General features: G+C 71.8%; 16 protein-coding genes. 11 read left to right on the plus strand and 5 right to left on the minus strand.

The genetic code is table 11. The features are described from left to right. Positions 1-28: 28 nt before the first annotated feature. Positions 29-1858, minus strand: coding sequence for a siderophore-interacting protein (locus FK530_RS19755; protein ID WP_146488691.1), 1830 nt, complete (start codon positions 1856-1858; stop codon positions 29-31). 105 nt (positions 1859-1963) lie between these two features. Here FK530_RS19755 and dxr point away from each other — a divergent pair, with 105 nt between their 5' ends. The 5 genes from dxr to FK530_RS19780 are packed head-to-tail and all read left to right on the plus strand — an operon-like array spanning position 1964 to position 6906. After that, entirely contained in the window at positions 1964-3106 is a 1143-nt protein-coding gene (dxr, locus tag FK530_RS19760; RefSeq protein ID WP_146488692.1) for a 1-deoxy-D-xylulose-5-phosphate reductoisomerase, read from the plus strand. Between the two features lie 22 nt (positions 3107-3128). Beyond that, entirely contained in the window at positions 3129-4373 is a 1245-nt protein-coding gene (locus FK530_RS19765) for a M50 family metallopeptidase (RefSeq protein ID WP_146488693.1), read from the plus strand. A gap of 17 nt (positions 4374-4390) precedes the next feature. Then, on the plus strand, positions 4391-5539 hold the full coding sequence (ispG, locus tag FK530_RS19770) for a flavodoxin-dependent (E)-4-hydroxy-3-methylbut-2-enyl-diphosphate synthase (protein ID WP_146488694.1): 1149 nt from the start codon (positions 4391-4393) through the stop codon (positions 5537-5539). A gap of 50 nt (positions 5540-5589) precedes the next feature. Next, positions 5590-6423, plus strand: a complete 834-nt coding sequence (locus FK530_RS19775) for a GNAT family N-acetyltransferase (RefSeq protein WP_146488695.1) — start codon at positions 5590-5592, stop codon at positions 6421-6423. 6 nt (positions 6424-6429) lie between these two features. Beyond that, on the plus strand, positions 6430-6906 hold the full coding sequence (locus tag FK530_RS19780) for a DUF456 domain-containing protein (protein WP_146488696.1): 477 nt from the start codon (positions 6430-6432) through the stop codon (positions 6904-6906). On the opposite strand, the gene FK530_RS19785 is transcribed toward FK530_RS19780, so the two are convergent. Continuing rightward, positions 6903-7274 carry an ion channel gene (locus FK530_RS19785; protein WP_146488697.1) on the minus strand — a complete coding sequence of 124 codons (372 nt, stop codon included), beginning with the start codon at positions 7272-7274 and terminating at the stop codon, positions 6903-6905. The two genes, FK530_RS19780 and FK530_RS19785, sit on opposite strands and share 4 nt — an antisense overlap. A 39-nt stretch (positions 7275-7313) precedes the next feature. Here FK530_RS19785 and FK530_RS19790 point away from each other — a divergent pair, with 39 nt between their 5' ends. After that, positions 7314-8045, plus strand: a complete 732-nt coding sequence (locus tag FK530_RS19790) for an SDR family NAD(P)-dependent oxidoreductase (RefSeq protein WP_146488698.1) — start codon at positions 7314-7316, stop codon at positions 8043-8045. A gap of 34 nt (positions 8046-8079) precedes the next feature. Here FK530_RS19790 and FK530_RS19795 read toward each other — a convergent pair whose 3' ends face one another. Continuing rightward, on the minus strand, positions 8080-9372 hold the full coding sequence (locus FK530_RS19795) for an acetyl-CoA C-acyltransferase (RefSeq protein ID WP_146488699.1): 1293 nt from the start codon (positions 9370-9372) through the stop codon (positions 8080-8082). Between the two features lie 145 nt (positions 9373-9517). Between FK530_RS19795 and FK530_RS19800 the strand changes: the two genes are divergently transcribed. The 5 genes from FK530_RS19800 to FK530_RS19820 all read left to right on the plus strand — a co-directional run bounded on the left by FK530_RS19800 (position 9518) and on the right by FK530_RS19820 (position 15289). Next, positions 9518-11344 (plus strand): penicillin-binding transpeptidase domain-containing protein, encoded by a 1827-nt coding sequence (locus FK530_RS19800; RefSeq protein WP_146488721.1) that lies wholly within the window; start codon positions 9518-9520, stop codon positions 11342-11344. 96 nt (positions 11345-11440) lie between these two features. Continuing rightward, complete coding sequence (locus FK530_RS19805; RefSeq protein ID WP_205124227.1) at positions 11441-11998, plus strand: GNAT family N-acetyltransferase; 558 nt, start codon at positions 11441-11443, stop codon at positions 11996-11998. 55 nt (positions 11999-12053) lie between these two features. Beyond that, positions 12054-12920 carry a type I methionyl aminopeptidase gene (gene map / locus FK530_RS19810; protein ID WP_146488700.1) on the plus strand — a complete coding sequence of 289 codons (867 nt, stop codon included), beginning with the start codon at positions 12054-12056 and terminating at the stop codon, positions 12918-12920. Further along, positions 12921-14444, plus strand: coding sequence for a cobyric acid synthase (locus FK530_RS19815; RefSeq protein WP_146488701.1), 1524 nt, complete (start codon positions 12921-12923; stop codon positions 14442-14444). A gap of 11 nt (positions 14445-14455) precedes the next feature. Then, the gene (locus FK530_RS19820; protein ID WP_146488702.1) at positions 14456-15289 is read left to right on the plus strand and encodes an alpha/beta fold hydrolase; all 834 of its coding nucleotides are present in this window, start codon (positions 14456-14458) and stop codon (positions 15287-15289) included. Between the two features lie 170 nt (positions 15290-15459). On the opposite strand, the gene FK530_RS19825 is transcribed toward FK530_RS19820, so the two are convergent. After that, positions 15460-16869, minus strand: coding sequence for a mycothione reductase (locus FK530_RS19825; RefSeq protein ID WP_146488703.1), 1410 nt, complete (start codon positions 16867-16869; stop codon positions 15460-15462). Position 16870: 1 nt separating this feature from the next. After that, complete coding sequence (locus FK530_RS19830; RefSeq protein ID WP_146488704.1) at positions 16871-17875, minus strand: alpha/beta hydrolase; 1005 nt, start codon at positions 17873-17875, stop codon at positions 16871-16873. Positions 17876-17919 lie beyond the last annotated feature (44 nt).

Genomic DNA, 17919 nt, shown 5'->3' on the forward strand with positions numbered 1-17919 from the left:
GGACCGACGATCGACGAGGCGCGGTCGCTCAGGCGCCGGCGTACTCGACGACGAAGGTGCCCCAGCCGAGCGGGGCGATGCGGTGCGTGCCGTCGCCCGCGAGCGCGGCGAGCTCGTCGGCCGTCCGCAGGCCGCCGCCGTACAGGCACAGGTGCCGGAGGTCGTCCTCGGTCTCGTGATCGTCGGTGGTGGCGGGGTCGAGGACGTTGCCGACGAAGACCACGCGGTCGGCGCTGCCGCGCAAGGACCGGACGAGGAGCTCGGCGTCGGCGTCCGGCAGGGTCTGTAGCAGGTCGATGCCCAGGACCAGGTCGTAGCGCTGCGGCAGGGGCGCGAAGACCGTGCCCGGAGCCGCCGTCACGCGCGCGCGCCGTTCGGGCGCGACGATCGCGATCTCCCGCTCGACGGTGCTGGGCATACCCACGATCGCGACGGCCACGTCGGGCAGCAGGCGCGTCAGGTTGTCGGCGTAGACGCCGGCGCCGTCGCCGAACACCGCGACGGACCGGACCGAACCGAAGTCCACCGCCTCGGGCAGGGCGGGGGCGCGGTAGGTGGCCCACCGGCTCGCGACGGAGTGCAACTGCTCAGCCAGGTTCTCGTCGTCGGCGCGGACCCGGCGCACGTCCGAGCCCTCGAAGGCCACCGCGGTGCCCGTCCGGACGGCGTCGACGAGGTGCACGAAGGACATGTCGAGCCGGGTGCGCACCTGATCGTGGTGGAGGCTGCCGGCGAGCAGCTCGTCGGGGTCCGTCAGCAGTTCGCCCCGGGCGGTGAGGGAGTAGCCGCCGCTCTCGCCGAGCGCGACGAAGTCCATCAGCGCGAGGTGCCGCAGCAGCTTCACGGTCGCGCGCGGGTCGGTGCCGCACGCCTCCGCGATCGCGCCGGGGGTCGTCGCGCCGTCGTCGATGGCGGCGAACAGGCCCAGCGTGACCGCGGCGCGCACCGCGAAGGGCGGCAGCAGCTCCGTCATCTCGTGGATCTCGGAGAGGACGTTCTCGTCCTGGCTCGTGTCGACGAGCTCGGCGTCGCCGTCGACGGTCGCGACCTCCCGGTGGCGCCAGTAGCCCGTGATCTCGACGCGGTTCTTGTCGAGGCCCTTCTCGTTCTTCGCCCAGCGGCGCAGCGGCTTGATGGACAGCGTCTCGCCCGCCACCCACAGGAACGGGCGTTCGCCGCGCCAGGCGGCGCCCTGCACGGCTTCGACCAGCCGCGAGGCGCCGCCGGCCTCCGAGCGGTAGAGCCAGACGAAGTCGACGTCGCCCTCGGTCGCGAGCTCCTGGTGGTGGCCGGGCTCGGCGACCTCGATCACGGCGGTCGCGCGGAAGCCCGCGGGCAGCATCTCGACGCAGCGCCCGATCGCGGGCAGTGCCGTCTCGTCTCCCGCCAGCAACAGCCAGTCGACGTCGCGGGGGAGCGCCGCCGAGTGCTTGGGTCCGGCGATGAGCACCTTCGAGCCCACCTCGACGCGGCGCGCCCAGGTGGCCGCGAGGCCCGTGCCGTGCAGCACGAAGTCGAGCGTCATCTCGCCGGCCTCGGCGTCGAACTCGCGCACGGTGTAGGTGCGGGCGTGCTCGAAGGAGCCGTCGGTCCAGTCCACCCGGCCCTGATCGGTGTTCTTCGGCACCTCGAAGGGGAACTCGCCGGTCCGCAGGTCCGGCAGCAGCACCTTGACGTCGTCGTCGAAGCCGGTGCTGTGGACGGGCGGGAGTTCCACACCGTCGCGGACGTGCGGCCCGATCGCGTCGCCGCCGACCACGATCCGGCGCATCCCGGGCGTCACGTCGGACACCCGCAGCACGTCGAACTCGCGCAGGCAGATCGGGAACACCGCGCCGTCGCGGAGTGTGCTGGCCATCGTGGACGTCCCTTTCGTCGGCTTCTGTGCAAGGCTAGCCTGCCCTGCTGAGCGGAGGGCGACGGCGGACCGTCGGACGGGGACGGGCGCCGATAGTCTGAACCCGTGACCACCCGTGTCCTCATCCTCGGCAGCACCGGCTCCATCGGCACCCAGGCCCTGGAGGTGATCGCCGAGAACCCGGATCGGTTCGAGGTGGTCGGCCTCGGCGCCGGCGGCGGCAACCCCGAGCTCCTCGCGCAGCAGGCCCGCGCGACGGGCGTCGACGGTGCCCGTATCGGCATCGCGGATCCCTCCCGCGCCGCGGGCTTCGACGGCGCCCTCACGGGCCCCGAAGCGATGACCCGCCTCGTCGAGACCGTCGAGGCCGACGTGGTGCTCAACGGCGTGGTCGGCAGCCTCGGCCTCGGCCCGACCCTGGCCGCGCTCGACAGCGGTGCCCGGCTCGCGCTCGCGAACAAGGAGTCGCTGGTCGCGGGCGGTTCGCTCGTGCTGAAGCGCGCGGCCGAGGGGCAGATCGTCCCCGTCGACTCCGAGCACTCCGCGATCGCCCAGTGCCTGCGCGGCGGCACGGCGGCCGAGGTGGACCGGCTGATCCTCACCGCCTCGGGCGGCCCCTTCTTCGGGCGCACCCGCGCCGAGCTCGCCGAAGTCACGCCCGAGCAGGCCGGCAAGCACCCGACCTGGTCGATGGGGCCGATGATCACGCTGAACTCCGCGACGCTGGTCAACAAGGCGCTGGAGGTGATCGAGGCGCACCTGCTGTTCGGCGTGCCCTACGACCGCATCGACGTCACGGTGCACCGGCAGTCCGTCGTGCACTCGATGGTCACCTTCGTTGACGGTGCGACCATCGCCAAGGCTTCTCCGCCGTCCATGAAGCTGCCGATCGCGCTGGCCCTGGGCTGGCCGGATCGCGTCCCGGGCGCGTCGACTGCCTGCGACTTCACGCGGGCGCACACCTGGACCTTCGCGCCCGTCGACGACGAGGCCTTCCCCGCGATCGCCGTCGCGAGAGACGCCGGCACCCGCGGCGGCAGCCTCACCGCCGTCTTCAACGCCGCCAACGAGGTGGTCGCGCAGGCCTTCCTCGACGGCCGCACGTCCTTCCTCGCCATCGTCGACACCGTGGCGCGCGTCGTCGCCGACGGTGCGCAGTGGCAGGCCGAGCCGCGCGACGTCGCGGACGTGCTCGCCGCGGAGGAGTGGGCCCGTCGCCGGGCGTCCGAGCTGGTGGGGCTGGTCTGATCCGCCCGGTATTCTGGAGCTCATGATGTACGCACTGGGTATCGCGGCGTTCGCGCTGTGCATCCTCGCGTCGATCGCGTGGCACGAGTGCGGGCACATGTGGGCGGCACAGGCCACGGGCATGAAGGTCCGGCGGTACTTCGTCGGCTTCGGACCCACCGTGTGGTCGACCCGGGGACAGAAGGGGCCCGAGGGCGACGACGGCATCGAGTACGGCGTCAAGGCGCTGCCACTCGGCGGCTTCTGCGACATCGCCGGGATGACCCTGCTCGACGAGCTCAAGACGCCCGTCGAGCAGCAGAAGGCGATGTACAAGCAGGCCGCCTGGAAGCGGCTGTTCGTGCTGTTCGCCGGCCCCGGGATGAACTTCGTCCTCGGCGCGCTGCTGATCTACGGCGTCGCGGTCACCGCCGGCCTGCCGTCGACCACCGCGACGCCGCGCGCGGCCGTCGCCGCCACCGGCTGCGTGGCCGACGCGACCACCAAGCCCACCAAGGAGCAGCCCAGCCGCCCCGTCGGCGAGTGCCGCCCGAGCCCGGCCGCCGCGGCGGGGCTGGTGCGCGGCGACGTCATCGCCTCGGTCAACGGCAAGGCCGTCGACGCCGACTCGGTGTTCGACGCGCTGCAGAACGCGTCGGGCCCGATCGCGCTGGGAATCGAGCGGGACGGGCAGCAACGGACGGTCACCGTCGACCCCCTGACCAGCAAGAAGTGGCGGCCATCGGCCGACGGGAAGGATCTCGTCGAGGTCTCCGGCCCCACGATCGGCATCAGCGTCGGCACCCTCGGCGTGACGGAGCATTACAACCCCTTCACCGCGATCGGCGGCACCGCCGCGTTCACGATGGACCTCGGCCACAAGACGATCGTCGCGATCGGGCAACTGCCGCAGAAGATCCCCGCCCTCATCGACGCGATCAAGGGTGAGGAGCGCGGGCTCGACACCCCGCAGTCGCTGGTCGGTGCGTCGATGATCGGCGGCGAGGTCGCCGAGCGCGACATGTGGAGCGTCTTCTTCCTGCTCCTGGCCGGCCTCAACCTCATGCTCGGCCTGATCAACCTGCTGCCGGTGCCGCCCTTCGACGGCGGTCACATGGCGGTGGTGATCTTCGAGAAGCTCCGCGACCTGGTCACCGGGCGCAAGGGCGGCCCCGTCGACTACATGAAACTCGCGCCGCTCACGTACGTGGTGCTGGCGCTCGCGGGCGGGTACATGTTGCTCGTCCTCACCGCCGACATCGTCAATCCGATCAAGCTCTTCAACTGAAACCGGAGAAGCAGCACATGTCCGTAGGTTTGGGAATGCCGGCAGCCCCGGCACCCGTTCTGGCCCCGCGCCGCAAGACCCGCCAGCTCAACGTGGGCGGCGTCGGTGTGGGCAGCGACAGCCCCATTTCGGTGCAGTCCATGTGCACCACCAAGACGCACGACGTGAACGCCACGCTGCAGCAGATCGCCGAGCTCACTGCCTCGGGCTGCGACATGGTGCGGGTCGCCTGTCCCCGGCAGGAGGACGCCGACGCGTTGCCGATCATCGCCAAGAAGGCGAACATCCCGGTCATCGCCGACATCCACTTCCAGCCGAAGTACATCTTCGCCGCGATCGATGCGGGCTGCGCCGCCGTGCGCGTGAACCCCGGCAACATCAAGGAGTTCGACGGCCGCGTGGGCGAGGTCGCGAGGGCGGCCGGCGCGGCGGGCATCCCGATCCGCATCGGTGTCAACGCCGGCTCGCTCGACAAGCGGCTCATGGAGAAGTACGGCAAGGCCACCCCGGAGGCACTGGTCGAGTCCGCGCTCTGGGAGGCGTCGCTGTTCGAGGAGCACGGCTTCGGCGACATCAAGATCTCCGTCAAGCACAACGACCCCGTGATCATGGTCGAGGCCTACCGGCAGCTCGCCGCACAGTGCGACTACCCGCTGCACCTCGGCGTCACCGAGGCCGGCCCGTCGTTCCAGGGCACCATCAAGAGCGCGGTGGCCTTCGGCTCGCTGCTCTCCGACGGCATCGGCGACACCATCCGCGTCTCCCTGTCGGCGCCCCCGGCCGAGGAGATCAAGGTGGGCGACGCGATCCTGCAGTCGCTGAACCTGCGGCCCCGCAAGCTGGAGATCGTCTCCTGCCCGTCGTGCGGCCGCGCGCAGGTCGACGTCTACAAGCTCGCCAACGAGGTCACCGCCGGCCTCGAGGGCATGGAGGTGCCGCTCCGCGTCGCCGTCATGGGCTGCGTCGTCAACGGCCCCGGTGAGGCCCGCGAGGCCGACCTGGGCGTGGCCTCGGGCAACGGCAAGGGGCAGATCTTCGTCAAGGGTGAGGTCATCAAGACCGTCCCGGAGTCCAAGATCGTCGAGACGCTGATCGAGGAAGCCCTGCGCATCGCGGAGGAGTCGGGGGATAGTGAAAGCGGAACACCGGTCGTCACGGTGTCGTAGGTCGCGGCCCGTCGCGTGCGGCGGACCGATTCAGGGGTGAGGAGCCGCTGGTGCTGAGGATGCTGCACGAACGGCCGGTCCCGCCGCGGGACCTGCCGAAGGTGCTGTCCGTCCTCGATGGTGACCCCGTGGCAGCGTGCATGATCGCCGGCCGGGTCCAGGAATGCGGTACCGAGCCCGGCCGCCTCGGCGGCGAGCTGTGGACCCACCGCGACGTCGCGGACTCGCTGTGCTTCTCCGGCGCGAACCTGATGCCCCTGCGCGGCGACCTGGAGGACATGCGCTACTTCGCGGGGCGGGCCGGCCGGTCGCACCGCGCCGCGGCGTCGGTGGTCGGCCGCGCCGAGATGGTCCTGCCGCTGTGGGAGGGCCTCGAGGGCGCGTGGGGCCCCGCCCGCGAGATCCGTCCCGAGCAGCCGCTGATGACGATGACCGAGCCCTCCCGGTTCGCGCACGCCGGGGTCCGTCCGACCCGGCTCGCGGAGCTGGATCGCTACCTGGACGCCGCGATCGCGATGTTCACCGCCGAGGTCGGCATCGACCCGCGGGGCGCCGACGGAGGCCGCGCCTACCGGCGCCGGGTCGCCAACACCATCCTCGCGGGGCGCGCGTACGTGCTTTTCGACGGCATCGAGGTCGCCTTCAAGGCGGAGGTCGGTGCGGTGTCGCGGACCGTCGGGCAGATCCAGGGCGTGTGGGTCCGGCCCGATCTGCGCGGGCAGGGGCTCGGCGGCGCCGGTACCGCGGCGGTCGCGAACGCGGTCCTCCGCTCGGGCCGGCTCCCGAGCCTGTACGTCAACAGCTTCAACGTCGCCGCCCGCCGCGCGTACGAGCGGGTCGGCTTCCACCAAGTGGCGACCTTCGCGACGGTTCTGCTTTCCTAGTACCTCATGAACGCATGGGGGTACACGGCCGTCGTCGCGCTGATGGTGGTCGGCCTGCTGGGGATCGTCGTCCCGGTCCTGCCGGGATCGTCGCTGGTGGCGCTCGGCATCCTGATCTGGGCGATCTTCACGGGCGGCAGCGCCTGGTGGGTGTTCGCCGCCGCGCTGGCGGTGATGGTGCTCGCGTGGGGCGTCAAGTACCTCGTCGGCGGGCGCACGATGGCCAAGGCCGGGGTGGGGAAGTGGTCCCTCGTGGTGGGCGGCATAGCCGGCATCATCGGCTTCTTCGTCATTCCCGTGATCGGCCTGGTCATCGGTTTCATCGGCGGCACCTTCGCGGCCGAGGCGATCCGGCTGCGCGACGCGCAAGCGGGTTGGCGGGCCGCGCTCGCCGCCACCAGGGCCGCGGGGCTGCTCATCCTCATCGAGCTGGCGGGCGCGCTCGGCGCCATCGCGATCTGGCTCGCGACCGTGCTGACCTAGCGGTCGTCGTCGCGGGCGCGCTTCTCCGCCAGCCGGGCCACCCGGTCGGTGTTGTTCTGCACGATCGAGCTCGCCAGCGACCCGCCGACGGTCACGAACAGCCCGACCACGAGGATCGCGTACACCAGGGTGAAGATCTTCGACAGCGTGAGCGTGGGGCTCAGCGCCCCGTTGCCCATCGGCAGGCCCACGGAGACCGCGTAGAACAGTGAATCGATCACCGACCACCTCTCGGTGAGGGTGTAGAAGACCGTCGCCGCGGTGACGATCACGATGAGGCTGAGGACCGCGCCGCGCATCGAAGGATCCCGCCAGCTCGTGCGGATCGCGTCGGCGAGTCTCTTGAACATCAGTGTCAGGCCCAACACGGCCCCAGCCTATCGGCGGCGCCGCGTAGGGTTGCCGCCATGCGATCCGCGGTGTCAGGACTGTTCGACCTCACCGGGCGCACCGCGCTGGTGACCGGTGCGAGTTCGGGGATCGGGGCGGCGATCGCGGAGGCGCTCGACGGCGCCGGGGCGCGCGTGCTGCGAGCGGGGCGCGATCGCGACCGGCTCGGGCCCGACGGGATCAGCGCCGACCTGGCCGGCGGAGCCGCCGACCTGATCGAGCAGGTCGACGCCCGGACCGACACCGTCGACATCCTGGTCAACTGCGCCGGCACCAACCCGCGACCACCGCTCGCCGAGATCGACGACGCGCTCTACCGTGAGATCCTCGCCGTCAACCTCGACGCCCCCTTCCAGCTCGGGCAGCACTACGGGCCGCGGATGGCCGCCCGCGGCTGGGGCAGGATCATCAACGTCGCGTCGACGCAGGCCCACCGCGCCTTCGGCGACAGCGGCGCGTACGGCGTGGCGAAGGCCGGCATCACCGGCCTGACCCGATCCCAGTCCGAGGCGTGGGCGCCGTCCGGGGTGACCGCGAATTCGCTCACCCCGGGTCTCATCGCCACCCCGATGACCACCGCCGTGCTCGCCGATCCCGAACGCGCCGAATACTTCCGGCGCCGCGCGCACACCGGGACGCTCGGCGCACCGTCGGACTTCGCGGCCGCGGCCGTCTTCCTGGCCGGGCCGGGCTCGGCCTTCGTGACGGGGCAGAACCTCTGCGTCGACGGTGGCCTCTCGGTCACCTAGCGCGGCTTCGTGGAGGAATCGGCCGATTCTCCGACTACACCCGCTCGAGCACGACGCTCGCGCCGTGCCCGCCCGCGGCGCAGATGCCGAGAAGCGCGGTGTCCTTGCCCGTGAGCGCCAGTTCGTTCGCCATCGTGGTCACCATGCGGGCGCCGGTGGCGCCGAACGGGTGCCCGATCGACACGGATCCGCCGTGCACGTTGAGCTTCTCGACGTCCACCTCGCCGACGGCCTCGTCGCGGCCGAGGCGCTCGGCGGCCCACTCCGGGCTGGCGAGGGCGTCGAGCACGGACAACGTCTGGGCGGCGAAGGCCTCGTGGATGTCGACGAGGTCGACGTCCTCCAGCTTCAGGCCCGCCTTCTCCAGCGCACGCGGCATGGAGACGGCCGGGCCGATGAGCACCTCGTCGGCCGGATCGACGCTGACGTAGCTCCACGAACGGATCGCCGCGAGCGGCGTCAGCCCCAGCTCCCGCGCCTTCTCCTCGCTCATGAGCAGGACCGCGGCGGCCCCATCGGTCAGCGGGCTCGCGTTGCCCGCGGTCACCGTGCCGTCGCGCTCGAAGGCGGGCTTCAGGCCCGCCATCTTCTCGGCGCTGGTGCCCTCGCGCACGAGGCCGTCGCGCGACACCGTCGTCCCGTCGGGCGTGGTCACCGGCACGACCTCGCGGTCGAACCGACCCGAGGCGATCGCCGCGGCGGCGCGGGCGTGCGAGCGGGCGGCGAACTCGTCCTGCGCCTCCCGGGTGATGCCGTGGATCCGCGCCATCTTCTCGGCCGATTTGCCCATCACCTCGCCGGTGGTCCGCTCCTCGATCCGGGGGCGGCTCGGCAGGAGACCGGTGAACGGCGCGAGGCCGATCGCCGCATCGAGGTAGGCGCGGGGCGAGGGCTTGCCCAGGGCGAGGGGCGCGGCGGCCTGGACCAGCTTCTGCGGCAGGTTCACCGCGGCGTTGGAGACGGAGTCGGAGCCGCCCGCGATCATCACGTCGTACTCGCCGCGCTCGATCGCCGCGGCGGCGGTGGTGATGGCCTGCAGGCCGGACGCGCAGGCGCGGGTCACGGTGTGGCCCTCGACGCCGTGCCCGAGGCCCAGGTCGAGGGCGATCTCGCGGGCGATGTTGGGCGCGCCCGCCGGCAGGATGACCCCGCCCCAGACGATGGCCTCGATGCGGTCGGCCGCCTCGGGCACCCGGTCGAGCAGGCCGCGGACGGCCTGGTCGGCGAGCGCGATGCTGTCGAGGTGGACGTAATCGCCGAAGGCGCGGACGAAGGGTGTGCGCGCGCCCGAGACGATGACGGCGCGGCGGCTCTGCGGAGTGGTCATGTCGCGATCTTACTCACGAGTCAGTTTCGCGGTGTGGCCGCTGTCACGGCGCGGGAGTCGTCACCTGCGCCTCACCGGTCACAGCCCAGCGCGGCAACCCGAACCTGTCGGCGCACCGTCCTACGCTGGGCCGGTGAAGAAGCCGATGCGCCGCGCCGTCGTGATCGTCGCCCTCGTGGCGCTGGTCGCGACCGGCGGCTGCGCGCCGGCCCAGAGCAACGGCCCGGGGCCGCTCACGGTGCGCTTCGGCGCCGCGCTCGCCGACAAGGACCTCGACGGCGCCGCCGCCCTCACCACGGCGCCCGAGACCGCGAAGAAGGCGCTGCAGGCGGCCTTCGACGGGCTGCAGGCCCGGGGCGTGCAGCTCAAGGTCGGGCAGGTGCGGACCGTCGGCGCCACCAGCGAGGTGGAGTACGAGTACATCTGGGACCTGCCCGCCGAGCAGGGCCGCTCCAACCGTTCCTGGGACTACCGGGGCGCGCTGACCAGCGTGCAGGAGAACGGGCAGTGGCGCGTGCGGTGGGCGCCGTCGGTGCTGCACCCGCGGCTCGGCGCGAACCAGACGATGGTGCTCCGCGCCCTCCCGGCGGACAAGGCGCCGGTGAACTCGGCGTCGGGCGGTTCGGTGCTCGTGCCCGGCGTGATCACGCGGATCCGGTTGGAGGCCGCCAAGGTCGCGGCGCCCACGACGGTGCTCGACGTCGCCGGCCAGCTGACCCGCGCGCTGCAGCCGATCCTGCCCGCGCTCGACCCGGTGCAGATCACCGAACAGGCCACCTCGCTGCGTGCCCCGTACACCGTGGCCTCGGTCAACCAGGGCGACCTGCGCAAGCTCGCGGGCGACGTGACCTCGCTACCGGGTGTCACGCTCGTCGAGCAGGCCGATCTGGTACCCACCGACCGGACCTTCGCGCCGGCGCTCATGTCCTCGATCAAGCAGAACGTCACCGGCGACCTGGCGGGCAAGGACGGCTGGGAGGTGATCGCGCAGGCCGACACCGGCGCCCGCGTCTCCACGCTCTCGTCCACCGCACCGCAGACGGCACCGGCCGCCTCTGTGAGCATCTCGCCGATCGCGCAGGCAGCGGCCCAGGCCGCCGTGAACACCCGGCGCGACCGGCAGTCGATGATGGTCGTGATCCAGCCGTCCACGGGCAACGTGCTCGCCGTCGCGCAGAATCCCGAGGCCGACAAGCTCGGCTCGCTCGCCACCTCCGGCCTCTATCCGCCGGGATCCACCGGCAAGATCGTCACCGCGACCGCGGCCATCTCGGCCGGAATCGCCACGCCGGAGACCATCGTGCCCTGCCCCGGCACGCTCACGATCGGCGAGCGCGAGGTACCGAACTACAACCGCTTCGCCCTGGGCGATGTCACCATGCAGCGCGCCTTCGCCCGCTCCTGCAACACCAGCTTCGCCTTCCTCGGCGCCAAGTTGAAACCCGAGGCGCTCAACACCGCCGCCGCCGAGCTCGGCATCGGGCCCGACTACGCGATCGCCGGGTTGCCCGTCTCGTCCGGCCAGTACCCGCTGCCCAAGGCCATGGTCAACCAGGTAGAGGACAGCTTCGGCCAGGGCGAGGTGCTGGTGAGCCCGTTCGCCATGGCGCTCGCCGTCGCCTCCGTCGCGCACGGCGGGGCGGTCACGCCGCAGCTGCTCCTCGGCAAGCCCACCAAGGTCGACGGGGAGCGGCCCTCGCTCGACCCCAAGGCCGCCGACGGGGTGCGCGCCATGATGCGCGAGGTGGTCGCGTCCGGTACGGCCGAGCTGATCCGGGGCTCCGGGGACATCCTCGGCAAGACCGGTGAGGCGGAGGTCGACGGTGGCTCGCACGCCTGGTTCGTCGGCTACCGCGGTGACCTGGCCTTCGCGACCCTCGTGGTCCTGGGTGGCAGCTCCGACAACGCCGTCGCGGTCACCAAGGAGTTCTTCGACCGCTTCGACGCGCCCGTCTCGGCCACCCCGAACTGAGACCGACGGCCCGCGTTGGCCGCGGGAACACGGACGGCGAAACGCGAGTCGGTAATTCGTTTGCGGAGCAGGTGAGCCCGCGGGACCCTCGTTCGCATGAGCATCGAGTTGATGGCGCCGGACGCCGCCTGGCACGACGAGTGGATGCGCAACGCGGCCGAGTGGGGCGGGGTGACCCATCACCCCGGGGCGGGCCGCCCTGCGGCGCGCGACCTGGATCTGGCGACGCCGTCCGGCTTCGCGACGTGGGTGGAGCGACTCGTCGCGATGACGACGGCGGACCGGAACGGGGACCTCGTCCCCGCGACCACCTGGTGGGTGGTGCGCGGCGATCGGTACCTCGGCGGGATCCAGCTGCGCCACGAGTTGAACGACTGGCTCGCCGAACTCGGCGGCCACATCGGCTACCACGTGCGGCCCACCGCACGCAGGCAGGGCGTCGCCTCGGCCGCGCTGCGCGAGGTGGTCCGGCGCGCGGGGGAGCTCGGGCTGACGGAAGTCCTCGTGACCTGCGACGAGAGCAATGTCGGATCGCGGCGCACCGCCGAATCGGCCGGCGGCGTCCTCACCCGGATCCGCCCCCTCGACGACTACGCGATCGAGCGCGACTTCCTCGAACCGGTCTGCCACTACTGGATCCCGACGTCCTCGTGAGGCGGCGGGGCGACGGCACCGAACGGCCGCGCGCGGCGACGATTACGCTGAGCGGATGACTCGCGCTGCACTCGTCCCCGGCACCGTCTCGCCCCGTCTGGCCGTTCCGGCGAAGATCGTGCGACCCGAGTACGTCGACAAGAAGACGGCGAACGAGGGCAACGAGCCCTGGGTGCAGACGCCCGAGACCATCGAGAAGATGCGGCTCGCCTCCCGGATCGCCGCCGACGCACTGCAGGCGGCGGGCGCCGAGGTCCGCCCCGGGGTGACCACCGACCATCTCGACCGGGTGGCGCACGAGTACATGATCGACCACGGCGCGTACCCGTCGACGCTGGGCTACCGGGGTTTCCCCAAGAGCTGCTGCACGAGCCTCAACGAGGTGATCTGCCACGGAATCCCGGACTCGACGGTGGTGCAGGACGGCGACATCGTCAACATCGACGTGACGGCCTACATCGACGGAGTGCACGGCGACACCAACGCCACCTTCCTCGCCGGCGACGTCTCCGAGGAGCATCGGCTGCTCGTCGAGCGGACCCGCATCGCCACCGAGCGGGCCATCAAGGCCGTCAAGCCCGGCCGCGAGCTCAACGTTGTCGGCCGCGTCATCGAGTCCTATGCGAACCGCTTCGGCTACACCGTGGTCCGCGACTTCACCGGGCACGGCATCGGCGAGACCTTCCACAACGGCCTCGTCGTGCTGCACTACGACGAGCCGAACGTCGAGACGGTGCTCGAAACCGGCATGGTCTTCACCATCGAGCCGATGATCAACCTCGGCGGCCTCGACTACGAGATCTGGCCCGACGGCTGGACCGTTGCGACCACGGACAAGAAGTGGACCGCGCAGTTCGAGCACACGCTCGTGGTGACCGAGGACGGCGCCGAGATCCTCACGCTGCCGAGCGACGCCGCCTAGATGCGCGGTGCGCTGCTGATCGCCGGCGCCACGTCCGACGCCGGGAAGTCCACCGTCACGGCCGGGCTGTGTCGTCTGCTCGCCCGGCGGGGCGTGCGGGTCGCGCCGTTCAAGGCGCAGAACATGTCCAACAACTCCGTCGCCACCGTCGAACCCGACGGCACGAGCGGCGAGATCGGTCGCGCTCAGGCGACGCAGGCGCTGGCGTGCGGTCTGGCACCGTCGACCCGGTTCAATCCCGTCCTGCTCAAGCCCGGCAGCGATCGCCGCAGCCACCTGATCCTGCACGGCAGGCCCGTCGGTGACGTCGGTGCGCGCGACTACGTGACCCGCCGGCAGTGGCTCCTCGACGAGGTCACCACCACCCTGCAGGCGCTGCGCGACGAGTTCGACGTCGTGCTGTGCGAGGGTGCCGGGAGCCCCGCCGAGATCAACCTGCGCGCCACCGACATCGCGAACATGGGGCTCGCGCGCGCCGCTGACCTGCCGACGCTGATCGTCGGCGACATCGACCGCGGGGGAGTGCTCGCCCACCTCGCGGGCACGGTCGCCGTGATGCCGCCCGACGATCAGCGGCTCGTCCACGGCTTCCTGATCAACCGTTTCCGCGGCGACGTCTCGCTGCTCACCCCCGGTCTGGAGCAGCTCGAGGAGATCACGAAGCGGCCCACGCTCGGCGTGCTGCCGTACCTCGAGGACCTCTGGCTCGACGCCGAGGACTCGCTCGCCGCGTTCGGGAGCGACCTCGTGGGCCGCGGCTCGACCGCGGCCACCCCGATCGCCGTCGCCGCCATCGCGCTCCCACGCGTCTCCAACACCACCGACGTCGAGGCACTCGCCTGCGAACCCGGCCTGACGGTCCGCTGGACCACCCGGCCCGCCGACGTCGCCGCCGCCGACCTCGTGGTGCTCCCGGGCACCAGGAGCACCGTCGGCGATCTCGCCTGGCTCCGCGACCGCGGCCTCGCCGAGGCGCTCGTGCGGCGCGCGGCCGCCGGCGGGGCGACCGTCGGGATCTGCGGCGGCTACCAGATGCTCGGCCGCTCGATCGCCGATCCGGCGGGCGTGGAGGCGGCGGCCGGGACCCGCGTCGACGGCCTCGGCGTCCTCGACGTCGAGGTCGAGTTCGGACCCGTCAAGTGCGTCCGGAACGTCGCGGGGACGGGACTCGGCGTCGCCGCGCGCGGCTACGAGATCCACCACGGCGTCGTCGTCCGCAGTGGGGAAGTCCCTGCGCTGCAGGGGCCGGACGGCCCGGAGGGCGCCCGGCGCGGGCACGTGCTCGGTACGCACTGGCACGGCCTGTTCGGATCGGACGACTTCCGGCGCGCCTACCTGCGCGCGATCTTCCCGGGACGCGCACTCGGACCGCCGGTCGGCTACGAGGGTGCCCGGCTCGCCCAGCTCGACGGGGTCGCCGACGCCATCGAGGAGTATTGCGACGTCGATGCGATCCTGAGGCCTTTGCATTCGAAGGGTAAGTTTTCGGCGATCCTGCCGCCCATCCGGATCACGAGTGACTAGCGTTACCGGTCATGGGGATCGATTCAGCGCAGACGGTGCAGGTGCCCGCGGGCTCATGGACCTTCGACGTCTCGGTCGGGGGGTCCGAGCACGGCGTTCCGGTGCTGCTGCTGCACGGGTTCCCGCAGACGGAGGAGTGCTTCGACCAGGTGCGGGAGCGACTGCACGAGGCCGGGCTGCGCACCATCGCGCCCCGGCAACGCGGCTACAGCGCGGGGGCGCGGCCGGTGGGTGCGGACGAATACACCATGAAGCTCCTCGCCGAGGACGCCGCCCGGATCCTGGACGCCCTCGACGTCCCGTACGCGCACGTCGTCGGGCACGGCCTCGGCGCGACGGTCGCCTGGCACTTCGCCGCCGCGTACCCGCTGCGCGCGATGAGCCTGACCGCCGTCTCGTTCGGGCACCCGTCCGCCTTCGGCGAGGCGATGGCCACGGATCAGGACCAGCGGCAGCGGTCGCGCTACCTCGAGCTCTTCCTGCAATCGGGGGCCGCGGAGAAGGCGCTGCTGGCGAACGACGCGCGCACGCTGCTCGCGACCGCACCGGGCGGCGGCATCGAGGAGCTGGCGAACGAGCCCGCGCTGACGGCGGCGCTCAACTGGTACCGGGCGAACATGGTGCCCGGCGGGGAGGGGCTGGACTGTCCCGTCATCGAGGTGCCCACCACCCTCGTGTGGGGCAATCGCGACGCCATCGCCGGTGCCGCGCAGGCGAAGGGCACCGCCCACTACCTCCGGGCCGACTACCGGCTCAGCGAGGTCCCCGACGGTGACCACTGGCTCCCGTTGCGCGCGCCCGCGGCGCTGGCCTCGGAGATCGCGCTGCGGACGCTCCGGAACTGACCGCGTTCGTGCGCGGCCGTCCCGGAGCGGTCGTCGCTACGTGGTGGAGCCGCAGGTGCAGTTGTCGCCGCACGAGCAGTTCTCGCACGTGCAGTTCGGGTTGGAGCAGCCGGGGACATTCAAATCATGGTGATTCATGCATATGACTGTACCCCGGCCCCCGGCCGGTATCACGTGTCCTTGGACAGCCCCAGGAGGGCGTTCTCGACCAGCTCCGGCAGCGCCGGGTGGATCCAGTACTGCCCGCGCGCGAATTCCTGCGCGGGGATGGAGAAGGACATCGCGGTGATCGCCGACTGGATCAGCGCCGAGGCCTGGTGCCCGACGATGTGCGCGCCGACGAGCAGCCCCGTCGATCGATCCGCGATCAGCTTGCACACGCCCTCGGCGTCGGCCATCGCCCAGCCGTAGGCGATGTCGGCGTAGCGCTGCTCGGCGACCGCCACGTCGATGCCCCGCGACCGGGCCTCGGCCTCGGTCAGCCCGACGGAGGCGACCTGCGGCCGGGAGAAGACCGCGCCCGGGACGAACCGGTGGTCCGACGTCGCCGCGGGGGTGTCCCAGCCGGACAGCAGGTTCTCCGCGACTACGCGCGCCTCGTGGTTCGCCACGTGCCGCAGCGGGAACCTCGTGCTCACGTCGCCGAGCGCCCACACGCCGCGCACGGGCGTGCGCTGGTGCTCGTCGACGGGGACGCGGCCGGCGCCGTCGAGCTCGATGCCGATGGCGGACAGGGCGAGCGTGTCGCCGTTCGGGATCCGGCCGGTGGCGACGAGCAGCACGTCGCCGGACACCGTCGAACCGTCGGACAGGTCCACCTCCACGCCGTCGCCGGTCGTGCGGGTCGCCGTGACCACGGTGCTCAGACGGACGTCCCACTTCTCCGCGACCTGTGCGGTGAAGACCTCGGCGATGGTCTGGTCCTGGGCGCGCAGGAGCCGCTCGCCGCGCGCCACCACAGTGACCTCCGCGCCGAGACCGGCGAAGACGTGGGCGAACTCGGCCGCGATGTAGCCGCCGCCCACGACGATCACGCGGCCCGGCAGGGCCTCGAGCCGCATGATCGTGTCGTTGGTGTGGAAGGGCGCGGCGCCGTCCGCCGTGAAGGTCGGCGGGATCGCGGGCCGCGATCCGGCGGAGATCACCACGTCGCGTCCCGTGACGACGGTGCCGTCGGCCAGCTCGAGACGGTGCAGGCCGTCGCCGGAGGCAGGGAGGAACCACGCCTCCTGCTGGAAGACCGTGATGTTCGGGCACTTGTCCTCGCGGTAGCGCAGGCCGCCCGCGGCGTAGCGGTCGATGCGCCCGAAGACGCGGTCGCGGATGTCGGCCCAGCGGGTGCCGGTGATCTCCGCGTCGACTCCGACCGCTCCGCCGTCGCGGGCCTCGTCGGCGACGTCGGCGGGGTAGACGAACATCTTGGTGGGGATGCACCCGACGTTCAGACAGGTGCCGCCGAAGGCCCCGTTGAACTGCCCCTTGTCGACGATCGCGATCGTGCGGTCGTCGAATCGCTCGTCGGGGATCGTGTTGCCGGCCCCGGAACCGATGATGACGAGGTCGAAGACGCGCTCGGCCATGTCAGCCCTCGATCTCGCGGGCCAGCCAGGAACCGAGCTCCGCGTAGGCGGTCTCGCGGGCGTCCTTCTCGGAGAGGAAGACGTCGTGCTTGGCGTTCTCGATGGGGATCACCGTCAGGCGCCCGCCGAGCGCGCCCGACCACTTCGCGATCTGCCGGGTGTCGAGCACGACGTCGGCGCGGCCGGCCTCCTCGCTCCACTCCTTGGGGGCGAAGCTCTTCGTCGAGCGGAGGACGAGCGAGGGGACGCCGACGTCGAGCCCGCGGTGCAGGAGGCTGTGCGCGACGCGCACGGCCCGTAACCAGCCGAACCGGACGGGGAAGCCCTCGATCGGTTTGATCCGGACGTCGAAGTCGAACTCGCCGTGCTCGTCGGCGTGGATGGTCTGGCCGTAGACGCCGACCGCCTCGACGGGCACGATGCGGGTGCCGACGGCCTTGCCGATGAGCTTCACGACCGGCGTCGCGACCTCGCGCAGCACCGCCGAGCCCTGCAGGTCGAACCAGGGACTGTCGAGCACCAGGCCGACGATCGGTGCGGTCCGGCCGGCCTTGCGGCGGCGGTCGAGCCACAGCGGCGTGATGAGTCCGCCCGTCGAGTGCGCCGCGACGACGACGCCGAGCCCGGGGTGCTCCCGCTCGATGGCCGCGACGGCGAGCTCGAGTTCGGCGTCGTAGACGGTGAAGTCGGTCGCGTAGTGCGCGGACTGGCCATCGCGCAGCGAGCGGCCGCACTTGCGCAGGTCCAGCGCGTAGAAGGCGTACCCGCGGTCGGCGAAGAACTCGGCGACGTCGGTCTGGAAGAAGTAGTCCGAGAAGCCGTGCACCCACAGCACCGCGTGATGCGGTTGCGTCGCCGCGGCCGAGGTGGACGGGACGTGCTTGACCAGCGTGGCCACGACGTCGCCGCCCGGTTCGCCGTCCGGGTCCGGGCCCAGTTCGAAGGTGTGCGCGACGTAGTCGTCGCCGAGGACGTCGGGGGAATAGGTCAGCTCAGTGGTCGCCACGGGTTCACTGTAATGAGGCGATCGCCGGGAGCGGAGTGAGCGGA

The organism is Tsukamurella conjunctivitidis (assembly GCF_007858475.1).
Taxonomy (GTDB): Bacteria; Actinomycetota; Actinomycetes; order Mycobacteriales; family Mycobacteriaceae; genus Tsukamurella; species Tsukamurella conjunctivitidis.